The sequence below is a fragment of the Centipeda felix genome, assembly GCF_900186465.1.
Taxonomy (GTDB): domain Bacteria; phylum Bacillota; class Negativicutes; order Selenomonadales; family Selenomonadaceae; genus Centipeda; species Centipeda felix.
Genome location: NZ_LT891959.1, coordinates 505923 through 522473 on the forward strand (window position 1 = coordinate 505923; position 16551 = coordinate 522473).

Below are 16551 nucleotides of genomic sequence, written 5' to 3' on the forward strand. Positions count from 1 at the left end.
GACTGCGGTCGTTTACAAGTCAATATTGACCCATGGATATATGGTTACAGCTTCTTAGACAATGCCTCGATGTTGTCCGACATTGCCTTTGCCTCCTCAACCGAGGCACTGATCTCCTTCATGTTCGCCGCCTGATTCTCAATCAGTCCGTTGATGGACTTAATGCGCTCGGCGATATGACTTGCCGCCTTCTCCATGGATTCGAGTGCCTCGAAGATCTTGCTTGCGGCATCGCGGCTGCTGTCGGCAAGTTTTCTGACCTCCTCCGCCACAACAGAGAAGCCGCGCCCTGCCTCGCCCGCGCGTGCCGCCTCGATAGAGGCATTCAGTGAGAGAAGGTTCGTCTGCTTTGAGATCGTCATAACGAGCTCGGACATCTTGAGCGTGTTCTCCGTCTGTCCGCGCGTATCCTCTGCAGCCTTCGTGATCTCCTCCTGTACGTTTGAGATCTCCATCGTGCGCTCCATCGTCTGACTCACGCTCTCCGTGATCGCATCAATCGACGCATATAGGCTGCTGAGCATCGTCTCAAGCTCGCCGTAGAACTTTTCCTTCTTCTGTGCGTTCTGATCCAGCACCTCCGATTTCCGCTTTTCCTCGTCGATATCGACAAAGACACCGATGATCTCCTCCGGGTGCCCGCTCTTGTCGCGTACAACATTGCCGGACGCATGGTACCAACGATAGCTGCCGTCATGAACCTTGAGACGATAGTCTGCATTGTACTGCGTATGACCCGTGAGATCCCGAATGCAGGCGTTGAAGGAGGAAAACGTTCCCTCCACATCGTCCGGGTGCAGACGCGAACTCCACGACTCGATTGTGTTTGGGAAGTCCGATGCGTCACGGAAGCCGATCATACGGCGGAACTCATCCGACCAGATTGCATAGGCAATGCTGAAATCCGGATTGATCTTCATGTACCACATACCGGATTTGATTGCCTCGTTGACCGTACGCAGACGAAATCGCTGATACTCAAGCTCCTCGTTCACACAGTCGATCAGTGCATTCAGCTCTGCGGCGTATGGCTCGCTGTCATGCAGCTTTGAGAACAGCTCATTCTTCTCATGCCCCGCAATAATTCCCTGAATCTTCTCTGCAAAATCCTGTGTGCCGCCGGCAGCGGCACTGTTCTTGTCAAGCATTGCATTCCCTCCAAAAACATTTCTCAACCTTAGATTTATTGTACCATATCATCCTATATATGCAAGCAAAAAGTCTTCGGCCTGATGCACCGCCCTAAGTTAAGGAAACACTGATAAAATGAGGTATGCCAGATTGGCGTAGATTTTTTGTCCGATTGAGGCAGCAAACCGGACGCATAGCGAGGGCTATGTGGAGGATTTGCTAACGAAAAGCGGGCGAAAAAGATGCGTCAAGATGGGCGTGCCGAATTTATCAGTGCTTCCTTAAAATGGCCGCCGATAAAATGACATTCGCCAGATCGGTGTCGTTTTTTCGTCTGAACGTGTGGTACTCCGAATGCAGCGTGGTGCTCTGTGGAGGATTTTCCGTCAAAGTACGAGCAGCAAAAACTACGTCACGGGGGCAGCATCGAATGTATCAGAACCTCCTTTACTCCACAGCCGTCAAAAACTCCTGTCGCGACAGTCGGAATTCATCGCCATAAAGAAGCCATGCAGTCTCTTGTATGCCAAATACAATATCTTGAGAAATATTGTAGACATATCGTGCCCACGGATGCCCAATGTGCTTTTCCCGTATGGCCGTCATCTGCGCCAGCGAAGGGTCTTCTAAGTACTGCTTGCCAAACCCTTCTTCCCGTGAACCTGCATTTTCATGGCTGGGGAAGAAAAGGTAGTCAGGATTCGCAGCAATGAGCTGCTCTTTTGTCATCTCCTCTCCCATATGATTCCCTGCGGCAGCCTTTGCATTGATGGACTCCGTATAACGACAGAGCTCATCAAAGGTAGACCCTGCGCCGCCATAATTTGGCATAATGGAAATAAGCGCAATACTCTTGTGTTTCTTCTCCTCCGGCACTAAGGCAATTTTCTCTTGGAGCTCAGCAAGTTTGTCTTCCATTTTCTTAATGAGCTTCTCCCCGCGCTCCGATTCTCCAACAGCCGCAGCAAGCAAGCGTATATTTTCATGGATATCGTCTATGGTGGCTGCTGACTTGAATACAACAACAGGTATATTCAGGTCTCGTATTGCATCGACATTCTCTTTCGGCAGCCATTCCGGAACAGCAACGAGATCCGGCCGCAAAGCAGCGATTTCCTCCACTGATGGGTTGCGAGAAATAACGTTTGAGATTTTTTCACGTACCCATGGAATATTCGTATCCTCTGTATTGGCAAGAGTCTCATTGATGGCAGCCATGCGCTTCGGCTCCACAAGGCCAAGCATCATCTCATCACTGCTCGCGCCAATCGTCAGGATCCGTTGAGGCTTATGCAAAATAGACACAACCGTCCCATCCGCATCAGTAACATTGTAGGTGTTCTGAGCCTGCCTGTCCGAAATACCACAGCCCGTCAAAGAGAATAACAGCATGAATATGCACAGCAGCATCACTGCACGCAGCCATCTGCTCATCGTTCCACAACTCCTTTTATAGATCTATAGCCCTCTCGCGAAACTTGCCCCATTATTTGGGAAAATCCCCTCTCTACAGCGCAGAAAGGGGAGTTACGGTGTTATAAAGTTATGAGATACCCGAGCGACGCACCACATGGGAACGCTGCCGGAAGGAAACGTTAGAAGCTCTGCTCCACACCGACCATGAAGTTGCGTCCGGGTGCCGTCCACCACTGTCCGGGGGCGCCCCACTTTACATTCGAATGCTCGGCATAGAACTGGTTGAAAATGTTGTTCGCCTTGAGATATACCTTTGTTGCGTCGGCAATCTGATAGTTCATCGCAAGATCGACGACCCAGTAATTATCCGTCGGGAAAGCACCGCGTACCGGTCCCGGGCGTCCAACGATCCCGCGCGCAAGCAGCGACGCATCGAATGCACGGTTGCGGTAGTCGACACCGATGTTCCACTGATCCTCGGGCAGATAACCGTCTACATTCACGCCTCTCTGCTCCGTCTTGCCGACATGCGTCCGTGTATAACCGAGGCGCGCGCGCAGATGCGAGTCAACGCGCTTCGCGAGCTGCAGCGACCAACCATGGGCATCCTCATCGCCGACATTGATGCTCACGTATGTCACAGGATGGTAACCGATACGATCCTTCGAGTGGCGCTTGAAGTAGCTCGCCGTGAGGCTGAGACCTCTGCCAAAGTCACGGGCAATACCGATCTCCTTCGTGTTGCCGGACTCGGGCTTGAGGTTTGGATTGCCGTATGTCGGCGCATAAAGTTCATTCGGCGTCGGCGTGATGAAGTACGCACTGTAAGAAGCATAGGCGTGCGTCATCGGATCAATGTCATAGCCGAGGCTGACACTCGGGCTGTTGTGACTGCCAAAGGACGAGTTGCTGTCATGACGAATACCCGCTGTGAGTTTCAGCGTCGGAAAGATGCTCCACTGATCCTGCAAATAGAAGGAGCGGTTGATGAGCGTACGATCATCGATGCTCACAATGCCGCCCTTCTTGATCGTCGTATCATCCTTTGTGAACTCGAAGCCAGCCGTCAGCAGATGGTTGCCGAGCTTCTTGTCGAATTGGTCGCTGAATCTCCATGTCGAATCACTAAAATCATAACTGGATCCCGCAGGAGTCCACATGCCATGGGTGAAAGTATCATAATCATATTTGCTGCGCGAGATACTCATTTGGTTCTTGGTCGTGTCATTGATTTTCACATTCCAAATCAAATCGCCATCCAAATAATCATAGTTCCCGCGATTGACATTGAACCCCTGCTGCTTTTCATAGAGTGCCTGATAGCGATCCGAGTCCTTGTATGAGCGCAGATTGAAGGCAAGATAGGATGCCTTGCTCAGATCCTTGCCGAGGTGAAGATTGACCGAGTCCGCATCCAGATGAGACGGCACCGTATTGCCGTGCGCATCCGAAAAGTCTCCGCTCTTATCCTTCTGGTACTTGATGCGCCAGTCCCATCCGTGCTCACCGCCCGCATTCGCGATGCTGTACTGCTGACGTCCATAACTGCCGTAGCCGATGCCGAGCGTCGTCTTCATCCCCGATGCCTTCTTCGTGATGATGTTGATAACGCCGCCCTTCGCATCTGAGCCATAGAGCGTTGACGCCGAGCCGTGCAGCACCTCGATGCGGTCGATGCCGCTAAGATCCTTCATCGCAGATGCCAAAGAGGCCGAAAAGCCCCCCGCATAGTTCTGGCGGACACCATCGATCAGAAGGACCACATGTTCCGACCCGTTGATGTAGAATTTATTGCTGTTGTTGTATCCCGCCGGTGCATGCTCATTGACCGTAACGCCCGGCACATCGCGCAGCGCCTGCGTGAGGTCTGTGTAGTGGCGGCGCTCGAGGTCCTTGCCTGTAATCACCGTGATATTTGCATCCGTCTTGAGTTCCTTATTCGGGGTTCTTGTCGCCGTGACGACCGTCTCCCCCAGAGTATGTTCATCTGCCGTATTATTCGCATCGGCTGCGAATGCATGCCCGCCCATGGACAGCACGCTTACACTGAGGGCTGCTGTCAGAGCAGCTCCTAGCTTCTTCCTTGACCCCAATCGCTTCATCTCGTAATCTCCTCCTAAAACATTACACATTACTGCAGGGCAATACACCATCTATTCATCTGCTGCAAAGGGATGTACTTCGTCAGTCAGAGAAAAGCATATTCAGGAAACACTGATAAATTTGGCACAAGCATCTTGACGCATCTTCTTGATGCATGGCATGAATCATAGAAAATAAAAATCCCCTTCCTGCGATACAGAAAGGGGATAGCCTCACGAAAAGGCATGATTCGGGCGCAACAACATTCGCTCACAATAGAATCCCTTCCCTGTCACTCGCAGGTACAAGCAGTGATTCATAACTAGGCAGTTCTCCTGGCTCCAGGTCATCGTTCACCTGCGCCTTCCCAGAGGACATTCCTCCAGTGGCAAATCGGGACGGCAGATCATCTCTGCACGCCCTGCAGGCTCACTCGCTGATACAGTGGCGGGACCGCTTCGGCATCGGTCTGCATGGCATACGGCCATACAGCCTTCACCGAATTCTCCATTAAGTCTTTGACACCTAATTCGATAATATTCAGTTTTCCAGCAATTCGACATATCGTACTATAATACGAATTTATTGTCCTGTCAAGCGCAAATATACTAACAACTCCAAACACCAATATAGAGCACTACGAATATATGACAAAGCAGTGCTCTATAAAAGGGAAAACCACCATGCTGTGAACCTGAATCTATCGGTCGTGCGCTGCGGCGTGATGCTGTATGCGCAGCTTCCTCACCAGATCATCACGGGAACGATGCTGGAACTCGTGAACGAGATACATTGGCTGAACAGTCTCGACGATACGGCGTGCCGCATCGGTATGAAACGGCTGATGCTGATCGACATGCATGACGTAGTCCATCGCCGCCTGCCAGTCGAGCGATGTCTTCCATCCTACATGCCGACGCATCATCTCCCGCGTATATGCCCCTGAGAGGGACTGGTGCAGGTGAATGCCATAGACGCGCTTTCCCAATTCTCCAAGCTCGTGGTAGATCTTTTTCACGTATGCCGCGCCCTCCGCCTCGCTCTGCAGATCCAAGTTCGTGTTCATCAGATGTCCCGTGTCGAGCATGAAGCCCGTATCGGGATAGCTGACGCGCTCCAAGAGCTCAGCGGCGAGCTGCGGTTTTTGAAAGGTCAGTCCCGGCCACCAGAGATTTTCAAAAAGGAGTTTGCAGCCCCTCGGTATCTCGCCGGCAATCGCATTGACGACCTCGATGGCCGCGCGAACGACTTCCTCATCCGCGACAGAAAACACGCGCGTATACATCTCAGCCGTGCAGTTATGCGCGACGTGAAAGACGAGATACTGCGGCTGACATTCTGCCGCCCGCCGCAGATTTCCCCGCCAGCCCTCCACCCAGTCGTCAACATCCAGCGAGCCGTAGTAGCCTCGGATATTGTCCTCGCTGCCGAACTCCGCCATGAGTGCAAAACGGTCCCCGCGCCAAAAATCAACCCACGTCGGCCAAAACAGGAGATGTACGCCCTTGATGTACGTGGGCGGAAACAGCGTGCGATCCCACGTCGCACAGAGCATGAACTCGATGCCGTCAAGCCCCAGTTCCTGCAGGATGACAGGAAGAGCATCCGTATCGCCGTGAAGGATATGCTCCACATCGCAGTCCGCATTGGAGAGATTGGTTAAGGTAAGCATGATCAGAACTTGTAACTGTAGCTCAGGAGGTAGTTGATCGGTGCGCTGTGGTAACGGAGACCGCTGTGCATCGTCGTGTCATCGCGGTCGAGCACGTTGTCAATGCGCAGACTGATCTCGCTGTGCTCATCGGGGGCATAGGATGTGTTCCATGTTGTGAGCAGATAAGGTTTGACCGGGCTAGGCAGCTGCTGTGACGGCAAAACCACGCGACTTGCAAGATAGCTTGCCGTGAGCGAGGAAGTCCACTTGTCCTTTCGATAGGTCACGCCGCCCGTCAGCTGCAGCTTACCAAAGGTACGGTACCACCCACCGCCCTTCCGATCGGAGTTGTTGATCTGGGGATTCTGCCATGTGACACCCCAGTGATAGGAAACTCCGTTTTTCCCGTGAATCTCGTCGGACAGTTCGATGCCCGTATTGCGAAAATCTTCATTGACATAGGCATATTGTGTGTTGTTCCTTTTGTTCACAGACGCTGTAATATTGTCCTTAACATCAATATGGAAGAGCGCCGCCTTCCAATGATGTCCGCCGTGATTCTTCTTCCATCCGATCTCATAGTTGATGCCCTTCTCCGGCTTCAGATTCGGTGCAGGCCTTTGCATATCATTATTGGGGTACATCTGGGAGAACGTCGGCATCACAAAGGACTGACTGACATTCAGATAGAGGCTGCTGTCCGGGGTCAGCTTGTGCAGCCACTGTGCCGAGGCACTGAGGTTGCTGTAGTTCTGCCCTCGTGCTGCTCCAGTCGTCCACGTCTCGCGCAGACCGAAGATACCCGTATTCTTTGCATCAAAGCGTTGCTCCCATTGCCCATACAGCCCCCAATTGTTGCGTACATAACGTGCTCCTGTCTTTGTACTGAATGCAGGGAGGAGCGCGTATGTCTCATGTTCCATGCTGAATCCAGCAATTGCTGTGGACTTTCCACCAACATGCCAGGTACGCTGGAGATCCATGCCGTATGTCACATTCTTCTCCCGTTTATCCGTTCGTCCATTGGGTGTCCCGTCCGATTTGATATAATCGGGACCGTTGTATGCCACTGTCCCCGTATTGAAATACAGGCTGCCTTTCCAAGCTCGATCCTTATAGTTTAGCTGCGTTGTATATCGTTTGGTTATGTATTTGCGTGCATTGTACGGATCTCCTGCCACAACCCCCGACGTAGTGTAGTCAACTCGTGTGAATGTGCGCGTGTAACGCACTTCACTTTCATAATAACCCAGAAGAAGATCGAGACGAGGATTCACATGGTAGGTCAATCCCATACTTTCTTTCTTAATGTCGTGAACATCTGTACGCTGCTTACCTTTGAATTGCGGAACATAGACTGAGCTAACCTTTTTCTTTAGATTCTCTTCACCATAATAGAGCGCATCCCTGCGTCCAAACTGGTCGGTATTGTAATAGAAACCGAAGCGTTCATCTCCAATACTGACACCATAGCTGCGCTGTCCATAGTTACCGAAGCCCGCGTGAACCTCGTTGGGCATCGTCTTCTTGGTGATGATATTGACAACGCCTGCCGTCGCATCGCTGCCATAGAGTACGGAGCCGCTGCCCTTCACGATCTCGATACGCTCGATGCTCTCTGCGGGGATTGCATCGAGATTGTACTTGCCGCGCCATGCAATTGGGTTGCCGTTCATCAGCACGAGCACACCGCTTCTTACACCGCGTACATTCAGTTCATTCGACATCGTTCCCATCGACGCACCCGCAGGACCATAGGACTTATACGTAAAGCCATTCACCTTCGCAAGCACATCCGAAGCGTTTGCCGCCCCGCTGTCCTTGATTTCCTGCGCCGTGATAATCGTTGTCGCAGCAGGTACATCGAGATCCCGCTTCTTCGTCCGCGTCGCTGTCACTACGGTCTCACCGAGAGCATGCGTCGCAACCTCCTCGCCGGCGGGTACATCGGCATCCACCGTCTCCGCCGCATAGACCTGTCCCGTCGTTGCAGAAAGTGCAATCGCCGCTGCCAAAAGTTGTTTGTTCCACATTTGCATTACCATTCTCCTTCTTTAAGAAAACACTGATAAGCCACATCCATCAGTACATCCATGAGATTGTGACTATATTTATGATCACCTCCCAAATCCATGGGCGAAGTGATTTCATGATTGTTGTATCTGTCTCCCACTGTGATATTGCGCTGCCTGCACGCCGCTCCTGCCATGGCGCGGTAGGGCATCAGAACTTGTAGCTGTAGCTCAGGAGGAAGTTGAACGGTGCAACATAATATTTTGTCCCTGAGTGCCCCGCCGTGTCATCACGGTTGAGCACGTTGTCAATGCGCAGATTGATCTCGCTGTGCTCATCGGGTGCATAGGCTGTGTTCCATGTCGTGAGCAGATACGGCTTAGAACGAAATGTGGGCTTGCTGTTTGGCGTCTGTACACGATCCGCAAGATAAGAAGCCGTGAGCGCAGATGTCCATTTTCCTTTGTGGTAATTCACGCCTCCTGTCAGCTGAACCTTTCCAAATGTACGCACCCATCCAAGTTTATTCTCAGTATTCTTTGTCATTGGGTTCTGCCATGTTACGCCCCAGTTGTAGGAGAACCCATTTACTCCCCGAATCTCATTGGAAAGTTCCATTCCGACGTTCCGCATCTCTTCATTCGTATAGTAGCGTACCGGATTTGTCAGATCGTCAATGTGAGGAGTGATATTATCCTTAACACGTATATGGAATATTGCAGCTTTCCATGTATGTCTATCATGATTCTGCTTCCAACCAATTTCATAATTGATGCCTTTCTGTGGGCGCAGATTCGGTGAAGACAGCTGTGAAGCATTATCGTTATACATTTGTGCAAAGGTTGGCATGACAAAGGATTGGCTGATATTCAGGTATAGGCTGTTCTCACGATCGAGCTTGTGCAGCCACTGTCCGGATGCGCTGAGGTTGCTGTAGTTCTGACTGCGTGCAGCCCCCGTTGTCCACGTTCCACGCAATCCGAAAATACCAGTATTTCTCTTATCGAAGCGCTGCTCCCACTGCCCAAAGATCCCCCAGTTGTTGCGCGAATACCGTTCATTACTCGGTCGATAAGACGTAGGAATAACGGCATACATTTCGTGAACCAAGTCAAAGCCCAATATCGCGGTGGATTTTGGACTCATCTTCCAAGTGCGCTGTACATCCATACCGTATGAACTGTTCTTTTCACGCGTATGGTACCAACTATTCCTTCTCTGCCATGAACGGATGATGTATGTAGGTCCCTCGTATGCCAAATTTCCCGTATTATAGAACAAGCTTCCCTTCCAATTGGCATCCTGATAATTCAGCTGCGTAATATACTGTTTTGTTTCATATTTACGGGCTTGAATTACATCCCCCACACGCAAGCCTGAAGTGCCTCCCCGTGCCTGAGATACCTCACTCGTATATTTCCCCTCCGTTTCATAGTAACCAAAAAGGAAATTCAGTCTGGGGTTCACTTGATAAGAAAGCCCTATGTTCTGTCGAATGATATTGCTGACATCCAGACGCGTCTCTCCTCTAAAACGAGCAGTCGATGCACTTGCATAGTTAAGGCCATCTCTGTTGCCCCATTTATCGTAATTATAGTAGAAGCCAAATTTCTCATCGCCAACGCTCACGCCGTAGCTACGCTGTCCATAGTTGCCGAGGCCCACATGGACCTCGTTTGTGCCCTTTTTCTTTGTGATGATATTGACAACACCACTGACTGCCTCACTGCCGTAGAGAACAGACCCACTCCCTTTGACAATTTCAATACGTTCGATGCTGCTTGCAGGGATTTGGTCGAGGTTATACTTTCCGCGCCATGCAATCGGATTCCCGTTCATAAGAACGAGTGCGCCGCCCTTAATCCCGCGCAGATTTACTTCATTCGTCATGGAGCCCATCGCTGCACCATTGGGTCCGAAGGACTTATAGGCGAAGCCGTCGACTTTCGCAAGCACATCCGACGCGTTTGCCGCCCCGCTGTCCTTGATTTCCTGCGCCGTGATAATCGTTGTCGCAGCAGGTACATCGAGATCCCGCTTCTTCGTCCGCGTCGCTGTCACTACGGTCTCACCGAGGGCATGCGTCGCAACCTCCTCGCCAGCGGACACATCGGCATCCACCGTCTCCGCCGCATAGACCTGTCCCGTCGTTGCAGAAAGTGCAATCGCCGCTGCCAAAAGTTGTTTGTTCCACATTTGCATTACCATTCTCCTTCTTTAAGAAAACACTGATAAGCCACATCCATCAGTGCATCTATGAGATTGTGACTATATTTATGATCACTGCCCAAATCCATGGGCGAAGTGATTTCATGATTGTTGTATTCGTCTCGTGCTGTGCTGTTGCGATGCCTGCGCGCCGTTCCTGCCATGGCGCGGTAGGGCATCAGAACTTGTAGCTGTAGCTCAAGAGGTAGTTAATCGGCGCCGTATAGTACTCCGATCCGGCATGGGACGTGCTGTCATGCCGATCGAGGACGTTGTCGATGCGCAGACGGATCTCACTGTTCTCATCGGGCGCATAGACCGTATTCCACGTTGTGAGCAGGTACGGCTTCGTCTCATAGGCAGGCTCTTTGGACGGCAGCTGGACACGCTCCGCCAGATAGGATGCGGAGAGATCGGACGTCCACTTCCCACGCTGATAGGAGATACCGCCCGTGAGCTGAACTCGCCCGAAGCTTCGTTCCCAGCCGCGATTCTTCATGGTGTTCTTCACCTGAGGGTTCTGCAGTGTCACGCCCCAGCGATAGGAAAGCCCATTCTTGGATTGGATGCGATCTGAGAGTTCAATCCCTGTATTGCGGAAGTCCTCATTTGTATACTGATACTGCCCCGACCTAAGTGCGCGTGCAGAGATATTGTCCGTGACGTCCATGTGGAACAGCGCCGCCTTCCACGCATGCCCGCCGTGCGTCTTCTTCCAGCCGATCTCATAGTTGATCCCCTTCTGCGGCCGCAGATCGGGCGCTGCCTTCTGCCGGCCGTTATCCGTATACATCTGGGAGAATGTCGGCATGACAAAGGACTGCGTAATGTTCAGATAGACACTGCTCTTCGCATCGAGCTTATGCAGCCACTGTGCCGAGGCACTGAGGTTGCTGTAGTTCTGGCCGCGTGCCGCCCCTGTCGTCCACGTCTCTCGCAGACCGATGATCCCCGTATTGCGTGCATCAAAACGCTGCTCCCACTGACCGAACAGTCCCCAGTTATTGCGTGCGTACCGCTTGTCCTCCGTGCTGGCAGGTGTCGGCAGCTTCGCATAGATCTCATGCGCAAGATCCATGCCGACGACTGCCGTGGCTCTCGGATGGACCTTCCACGTACGCTGCACATCGACCCCATACGTCGTATTCTTTTCACGAGTATGATAGAGCTCATTCGACCTACGGGAAAAGGGGTTGTCAGAAAAACGAGCGACGCCAGCATAATCCAGCGTCCCCGTGTTGAAGAACAGATTCGCCTTCCACGCACGGTCGTGGTAGTTCAGCTGCGCGATGTACTGCTTCGTCTCGTACGTGCGGCGATTCATCGGATCACCCACATGGATGTGATAGAAGTTATGCGACGGATCAACGGCGGTAAAGGTACGCGCATACGTCCCCTCTGTCTCGTAATAGCCGAGCTGGAAATCCACGCGCGGATTGATGCGGTAGGTCAGTCCCGTATTGCGCTTGATGACATCGCTGATGTCCGTTTGTGTCGACCCATGAAAGCGCGTGACGGCATAGTCAGTATTGGTGACACCGCCCTGCCGCCCCCACTTATCGTAGTTATAGTAGAAGCCGAATTTCTCATCGCCGACGCTCACGCCATAGCTGCGCTGTCCATAGTTGCCGACACCGACATGCACTTCGTTGGGCATTGTTTTTTTCGTGATGATGTTGACGACACCGCTCACTGCATCACTGCCGTAGAGAACGGAGCCGCTGCCCTTGACGATCTCGACGCGTTCGATCGTGCTCGCAGGGATCTGATCCAGATTGTACTTGCCGCGCCATGCAATCGGATTGCCGTTCATGAGGACGAGCGCACCGCCCTTCAGACCGCGGATGTTCAGCTCGTTCGTCATGCTGGCCATCGCCGCGCCGTTCGGTCCAAAGGAGGTATACGTAAACCCATCCGCCTTTGCCAGCACGTCCGATGCCGTTGCCGCGCCGCTCCGTGCGATCTCCTCTGCCGTAATGGTGGCCGTCGCAGCCGGCACATCGACATCACGCTTCGTCGTCCGCGTCGCCGTGACAATGGTCTCGCCGAGCGTGTGATCGTCTGTCGCCGCCGCGGGCTCCTCCGCATAGACCTGTCCCGTCAGTGCGGAGAGCAGGACTGCCGTCGTCAGTATTTTCTTTTTCCATCGTCTCATGATAATATTTCCCCCATAAAGATAGCAATACTCATATTCCAGTCCTTATTCCAAACGGAAGTAAAATGTCCACGGAAAAACCCCCTTGCGTCCATTGTCCCCCGGATTGAACTGAAAGCGATAGCCCGCCGCAATCGCCGCGCGATCCATCGCACTGTAGCCGGAGGAGGTGACGAGCTTGACAGACTCGACCGAGCCGTCTGCGGCAACGAGAATCTTGACCGTCACCGAGCCCTCGACATCATCCTCGATGAGTTCCTGTGGGTACTCAGGTGTCGCCTCTGCCCGCAGGCTCGCCGCGACGCGCTCTGCCGGCGGGGCGGGCGGAGCGGCGGGAGNGCCCATGATGATCATCGTGCGCCCGTTCGTCTTGATCGCATTGTCCGCGATCTCGCGCGCCGTCTTGATGACGAGGTCGGGTGCGATGCCCGTGTACTTCTCCTGCCATGCGGGCGTATAGGGCGTATCGTCCTCGTAGGAGCCCGCACTCTCGCCGCCGATGCCGCGGTCAATCGCATAGTTCGCGAGCGTCAGATCGTAGACCGTCGTGACGAGCACCTCGCCGTCTGCGGTCTTGACGCTGCGCACGGGGAGTGCACGCGTCAGCGTGCGCTTTTCGCGGTCGTTGCCAAAGTACGGCAGCTCGACCTCCACCGTCCCCGTCTGCGTCCCGTCTGACGGTTTTGACGATGTGGCAGACGTTTGGGGATTGCTCGTCTGCTTCAGTGTCTCCTGCGGCGTTTCGGGCGGCAATGTCTTATCGACGATCACAACGTCGCTCACCGCACTCACTGCCGGAGCGGCTGCCGAATCACCTGCGGCAGCCGCGGCGGGAGGTCCCGCATCGTAGAGCGTGACCTCCACAGGGGTATCCCCCGTCTGCGGCACGGCAATCGAGAACAGTCCCAATGCCCCCGCCGCCAAGAGGAGAATCACATGCAACGCCAGTGACAGGCTGAGTGCGGTGTATGTCCCCCGTTTTTCCTCCATTACCGTATCCATTTCACCCCTCCAGTTTCACACGACGCCGCAGCAGATACAGGAAGTACGGCGTACCGATAAATGCCGTCATGATGCCGACGCGAATCTCCATCCCGGGGAGAAGAATCCGCCCGATGGAGTCGCAAAGCACGAGAAATGTCGCCCCCGCGAGAAGGCTCGCAGGAAGCAGCCGCCGATGATCGGGGCCGACGAGCAGGCGCATCATGTGCGGGACAACCAGTCCAACGAATCCGATGTTGCCGCTGATGCAGACCCCCGTCGCCGTGGTGAGTGCCGCAAGCACGAGGAACAGCAGGCGGAACGGCGTCACAGACATCCCCGCCGTGCGCGCCTCCACCTCGCCGAATGCGAGGAGATTCAGATGCCGCGCGAGGAGCAGCATCACCGACGCACCGACCCCGATCGGCCCAATCCCCAAGAGGACATGATCCCAGCGGCGATAGTCTAAGCCGCCAATCGTCCAGAAGAGATACTGCTGCATCTTCTGCTCGTTGAGAACCGTGAGGATCGCCGCCGTACACGCGGCGAGGAACATCCCCACCACAACGCCCGAGAGGAGCAGTGTCATGACTGGGATTCGTCCGTGGCGCATGGAGAGGGATACGGTCAGCCCCACTGCGAGCATCGCCCCGACAAAGGCAAAGGCAGGGAGCAGGAGCACGCTCGATGCACCGACACCGAGACCGATGGCAAGCACGGCACCGACCGATGCCCCGCTCGACACGCCGATGATGCCGGGATCGGCAAGCGGATTGCTGAAGATTCCCTGGAGCACCGCCCCCGATATGCCCAGCCCGGCACCGACCATCAAGCCGACGAGCGTGCGCGGCAGACGGATGTGCAGAAGTACCGCCTCCTGCTCCGGTGTGAGGATGACGTGCGGGAGAATGGGCAGCCCCACGGCATGAGCGAAGTACGCGACGACGTACTCCGCGCTGATGTCATACTGCCCCGAGCACAGAGACAGAATGACAACCGCAGCGAGCGCCCCAACGAGCCCTGCGAAAAAAACACGCTGTTTCATTGTGCCGTCCTCCCCTCTGCCGAAGTCCCAAGGATCACGCGGAGGAGTGCCTCTTTCTCCGATCGGCTTTCATCTGCCTCCGTATAGACCTCCAGGTGATGCGTCAGCGGATTCTCGGCGACCCGCACAGGCGCACCGTACGCATGGGTTAAGAGCGCGTCCGTCAGTACGTCCTGTGGCCGCCCGTCCGCGAGCAGCCCGCCGCCTCCGATGAGAAGGAGACGTGAGCAGAACCGCGCCGCCAGGCTCAGCTCATGTGCGACGAGAAGCACGGTCTTGCCTGCCGCGCAAAGCTCACGACAAAAACGGAAGATTTCCTCCTGATAGATCACGTCCAGCCCCGTCGCCGGTTCATCGAGGAAGAGCACGGGGGTCTGCTGTGCGAGTACCTTTGCGAGCAGGACGCGCTGCCGCTGTCCGCCTGACATGGCGTGGAGGGGCTTGTCAGCAAGTTCCGAGACCCCCGTATAGGCCATACACGCTGCCGCAATGGCGCGGTCCGATTCCTTTTCCTGCTGCCACCACGAAAGGTAGGGATAGCGTCCCGCCAGCACGACATCCAGCGCCGTGTAGTCAAAGGCAATATCTCCGCCCTGGCGGAGGTATGCCGCACGCTGCGCAAAGTCACGCGGCGAGAGCAGCTGAATCGGCAGGCCCATCAGTGTCACCTGCCCCGCGAGCGGCGGCAGGATTCCGCGCAGTGTCTTGAGCAGTGTACTCTTCCCCGCGCCGTTCGGTCCGATCAGGCCGATGATCTCCCCCGCCCCCACGGAGAACGATACATCCTCGAGGATCACCTTGCCATGATAGCCGGCATAGAGTTTCTCAACGCGAATGATTTCCTCCAACATCGTCCCCCCTCGTACTCAGTCCACGGCCGAAAGATGCTCATCCGCAGGCTGCCGAAACGCGTCGCCATAGACGCGGTAGGCAATCTCCTGCACGCCGAAGACGAAGTCCTGTGAGCAGTTATAGATATACCCCTCGAACGGTTCGGCAAACGCCTGGTTCCGAATCGCCTTCATCGTCCGCAGAGAGGGGTCTCCAAGATACTCCCTGCGGAACTTATCCACATCATAGTTCCCGTGATCGTTGTACGTTGGCAGGAAGAGAATGTCGGGATTAATCGTGACAAGCTGCTCTTTCGTCATCACTTGTCCATCACGTATGCCGAATGCGGCGCGCCCATTCGTAACCCCTGCGAGAGAACAGGCCTCGTCAAAACTGCTGCCGATGCCGCCGTAGGCACTCATGAGTGAGATGAGGACGACGCTCTTGCGCTGCTCCGGAGGAATCTGCTGCACCTTTGCCTCAATCTCCGCCAGTTTTTCATCCATCATGGACTGCAGCCGTGCACCGCGCTCCTCTTCATCCGCCGCTGCCGCGAGCAGCGCGATCGTCTCACGGATTTCTGTGAGATTCTTTGCCCCTTTGCAGACAACCACCTTCACCCCCGCCTCGCGCAGAGACGGCACGATGGAGAGATCCCCCCAGTCCGGTACAACGACGAGATCGGGCTGCAGCGCCATGATCTCCTCCACGGTCGGATTTCCGATGCGGTGTGGAATCGCTTTTACGAGCGCTGTCACATTGGAGCTCACAGGATCGTCAAGGAGTCCATTCACCGCCGCCATGCGCTCCGGCTCGACCAGCCCCAGTATCACCTCATCCGTGCTCATCGACAATGTGACGATGCGTTTGGGCGGCGCAGGAAACGCGGTGACTGTCCCCTCAACATCTGTCACCTGATATGCGACAGGCTCTGACGAACGGGATCCCGACGGACTGCACGCCGCAAGCAGAAGACTCAGCACGCAGAGGAGGAATGCCATGTATTTTCTCGACAAGATAGTCTCCTTCCCTTCA

13 protein-coding genes and 1 riboswitch are annotated in these 16551 nt (G+C 54.4%); of the genes, 1 reads left to right on the plus strand and 12 read right to left on the minus strand.

Annotation, left to right across the window (positions count from 1 at the left end):
• Window positions 1–44: 44 nt before the first annotated feature.
• Window positions 45–1148 (minus strand): methyl-accepting chemotaxis protein, encoded by a 1104-nt coding sequence (locus C1713_RS09815; protein ID WP_102493794.1) that lies wholly within the window; start codon window positions 1146–1148, stop codon window positions 45–47.
• A 142-nt stretch (window positions 1149–1290) separates the two neighbouring features.
• Here C1713_RS09815 and C1713_RS12480 point away from each other — a divergent pair, with 142 nt between their 5' ends.
• On the plus strand, window positions 1291–1416 hold the full coding sequence (locus tag C1713_RS12480) for a secretion protein HlyD (RefSeq protein ID WP_071586093.1): 126 nt from the start codon (window positions 1291–1293) through the stop codon (window positions 1414–1416).
• Between the two features lie 162 nt (window positions 1417–1578).
• Here the strand turns inward: C1713_RS12480 and C1713_RS09825 are convergent, their stop codons facing one another.
• The 11 genes from C1713_RS09825 to C1713_RS09875 all read right to left on the minus strand — a co-directional run bounded on the left by C1713_RS09825 (window position 1579) and on the right by C1713_RS09875 (window position 16517).
• Window positions 1579–2565 (minus strand): ABC transporter substrate-binding protein, encoded by a 987-nt coding sequence (locus tag C1713_RS09825; RefSeq protein ID WP_420852651.1) that lies wholly within the window; start codon window positions 2563–2565, stop codon window positions 1579–1581.
• A gap of 161 nt (window positions 2566–2726) precedes the next feature.
• Window positions 2727–4649 carry a TonB-dependent receptor plug domain-containing protein gene (locus C1713_RS09830; protein ID WP_102493795.1) on the minus strand — a complete coding sequence of 641 codons (1923 nt, stop codon included), beginning with the start codon at window positions 4647–4649 and terminating at the stop codon, window positions 2727–2729.
• A gap of 288 nt (window positions 4650–4937) precedes the next feature.
• Window positions 4938–5173: riboswitch (cobalamin riboswitch) on the minus strand.
• Window positions 5174–5329: 156 nt separating this feature from the next.
• Window positions 5330–6301: a TIM barrel protein gene (locus C1713_RS09835; RefSeq protein ID WP_102493796.1), complete on the minus strand. Its 972-nt coding sequence runs from the start codon at window positions 6299–6301 to the stop codon at window positions 5330–5332.
• A gap of 2 nt (window positions 6302–6303) precedes the next feature.
• A complete protein-coding gene (locus C1713_RS09840) occupies window positions 6304–8322 on the minus strand; it encodes a TonB-dependent receptor plug domain-containing protein (protein WP_102493797.1) in 2019 nt (672 codons plus the stop codon).
• Between the two features lie 184 nt (window positions 8323–8506).
• A complete protein-coding gene (locus C1713_RS09845) occupies window positions 8507–10504 on the minus strand; it encodes a TonB-dependent receptor plug domain-containing protein (RefSeq protein WP_170950812.1) in 1998 nt (665 codons plus the stop codon).
• Complete coding sequence (locus C1713_RS12085) at window positions 10498–10668, minus strand: hypothetical protein (RefSeq protein ID WP_170950813.1); 171 nt, start codon at window positions 10666–10668, stop codon at window positions 10498–10500. The genes C1713_RS09845 and C1713_RS12085 overlap by 7 nt, the downstream gene beginning before the upstream one ends.
• 14 nt (window positions 10669–10682) lie before the next feature.
• Window positions 10683–12659 carry a TonB-dependent receptor plug domain-containing protein gene (locus C1713_RS09850; RefSeq protein WP_102493799.1) on the minus strand — a complete coding sequence of 659 codons (1977 nt, stop codon included), beginning with the start codon at window positions 12657–12659 and terminating at the stop codon, window positions 10683–10685.
• Between the two features lie 45 nt (window positions 12660–12704).
• Window positions 12705–13661: an energy transducer TonB gene (locus tag C1713_RS12485; protein ID WP_245871095.1), complete on the minus strand. Its 957-nt coding sequence runs from the start codon at window positions 13659–13661 to the stop codon at window positions 12705–12707.
• A gap of 1 nt (window position 13662) precedes the next feature.
• Window positions 13663–14685, minus strand: a complete 1023-nt coding sequence (locus C1713_RS09865; RefSeq protein ID WP_102493800.1) for a FecCD family ABC transporter permease — start codon at window positions 14683–14685, stop codon at window positions 13663–13665.
• Complete coding sequence (locus tag C1713_RS09870) at window positions 14682–15536, minus strand: ABC transporter ATP-binding protein (protein ID WP_102493801.1); 855 nt, start codon at window positions 15534–15536, stop codon at window positions 14682–14684. Before C1713_RS09870 ends, C1713_RS09865 begins: the two co-directional genes overlap by 4 nt.
• A gap of 15 nt (window positions 15537–15551) precedes the next feature.
• Window positions 15552–16517, minus strand: coding sequence for an ABC transporter substrate-binding protein (locus C1713_RS09875; protein ID WP_170950836.1), 966 nt, complete (start codon window positions 16515–16517; stop codon window positions 15552–15554).
• Between the last annotated feature and the right edge of the window lie 34 nt (window positions 16518–16551).

What these genes read in the sequence shown, in the direction of transcription:
- C1713_RS09815 (WP_102493794.1), bottom strand. Translation starts at nt 1,148, where the DNA reads ATGCTTGACAAGAACAGTGCCGCTGCCGGCGGCACACAGGATTTTGCA.
- C1713_RS09825 (WP_420852651.1), bottom strand. Translation starts at nt 2,565, where the DNA reads ATGAGCAGATGGCTGCGTGCAGTGATGCTGCTGTGCATATTCATGCTG.
- C1713_RS09830 (WP_102493795.1), bottom strand. Translation starts at nt 4,649, where the DNA reads ATGAAGCGATTGGGGTCAAGGAAGAAGCTAGGAGCTGCTCTGACAGCA.
- C1713_RS09835 (WP_102493796.1), bottom strand. Translation starts at nt 6,301, where the DNA reads ATGCTTACCTTAACCAATCTCTCCAATGCGGACTGCGATGTGGAGCAT.
- C1713_RS09840 (WP_102493797.1), bottom strand. Translation starts at nt 8,322, where the DNA reads ATGCAAATGTGGAACAAACAACTTTTGGCAGCGGCGATTGCACTTTCT.
- C1713_RS09845 (WP_170950812.1), bottom strand. Translation starts at nt 10,504, where the DNA reads ATGGTAATGCAAATGTGGAACAAACAACTTTTGGCAGCGGCGATTGCA.
- C1713_RS12085 (WP_170950813.1), bottom strand. Translation starts at nt 10,668, where the DNA reads ATGGCAGGAACGGCGCGCAGGCATCGCAACAGCACAGCACGAGACGAA.
- C1713_RS09850 (WP_102493799.1), bottom strand. Translation starts at nt 12,659, where the DNA reads ATGAGACGATGGAAAAAGAAAATACTGACGACGGCAGTCCTGCTCTCC.
- C1713_RS09865 (WP_102493800.1), bottom strand. Translation starts at nt 14,685, where the DNA reads ATGAAACAGCGTGTTTTTTTCGCAGGGCTCGTTGGGGCGCTCGCTGCG.
- C1713_RS09870 (WP_102493801.1), bottom strand. Translation starts at nt 15,536, where the DNA reads ATGTTGGAGGAAATCATTCGCGTTGAGAAACTCTATGCCGGCTATCAT.
- C1713_RS09875 (WP_170950836.1), bottom strand. Translation starts at nt 16,517, where the DNA reads ATGGCATTCCTCCTCTGCGTGCTGAGTCTTCTGCTTGCGGCGTGCAGT.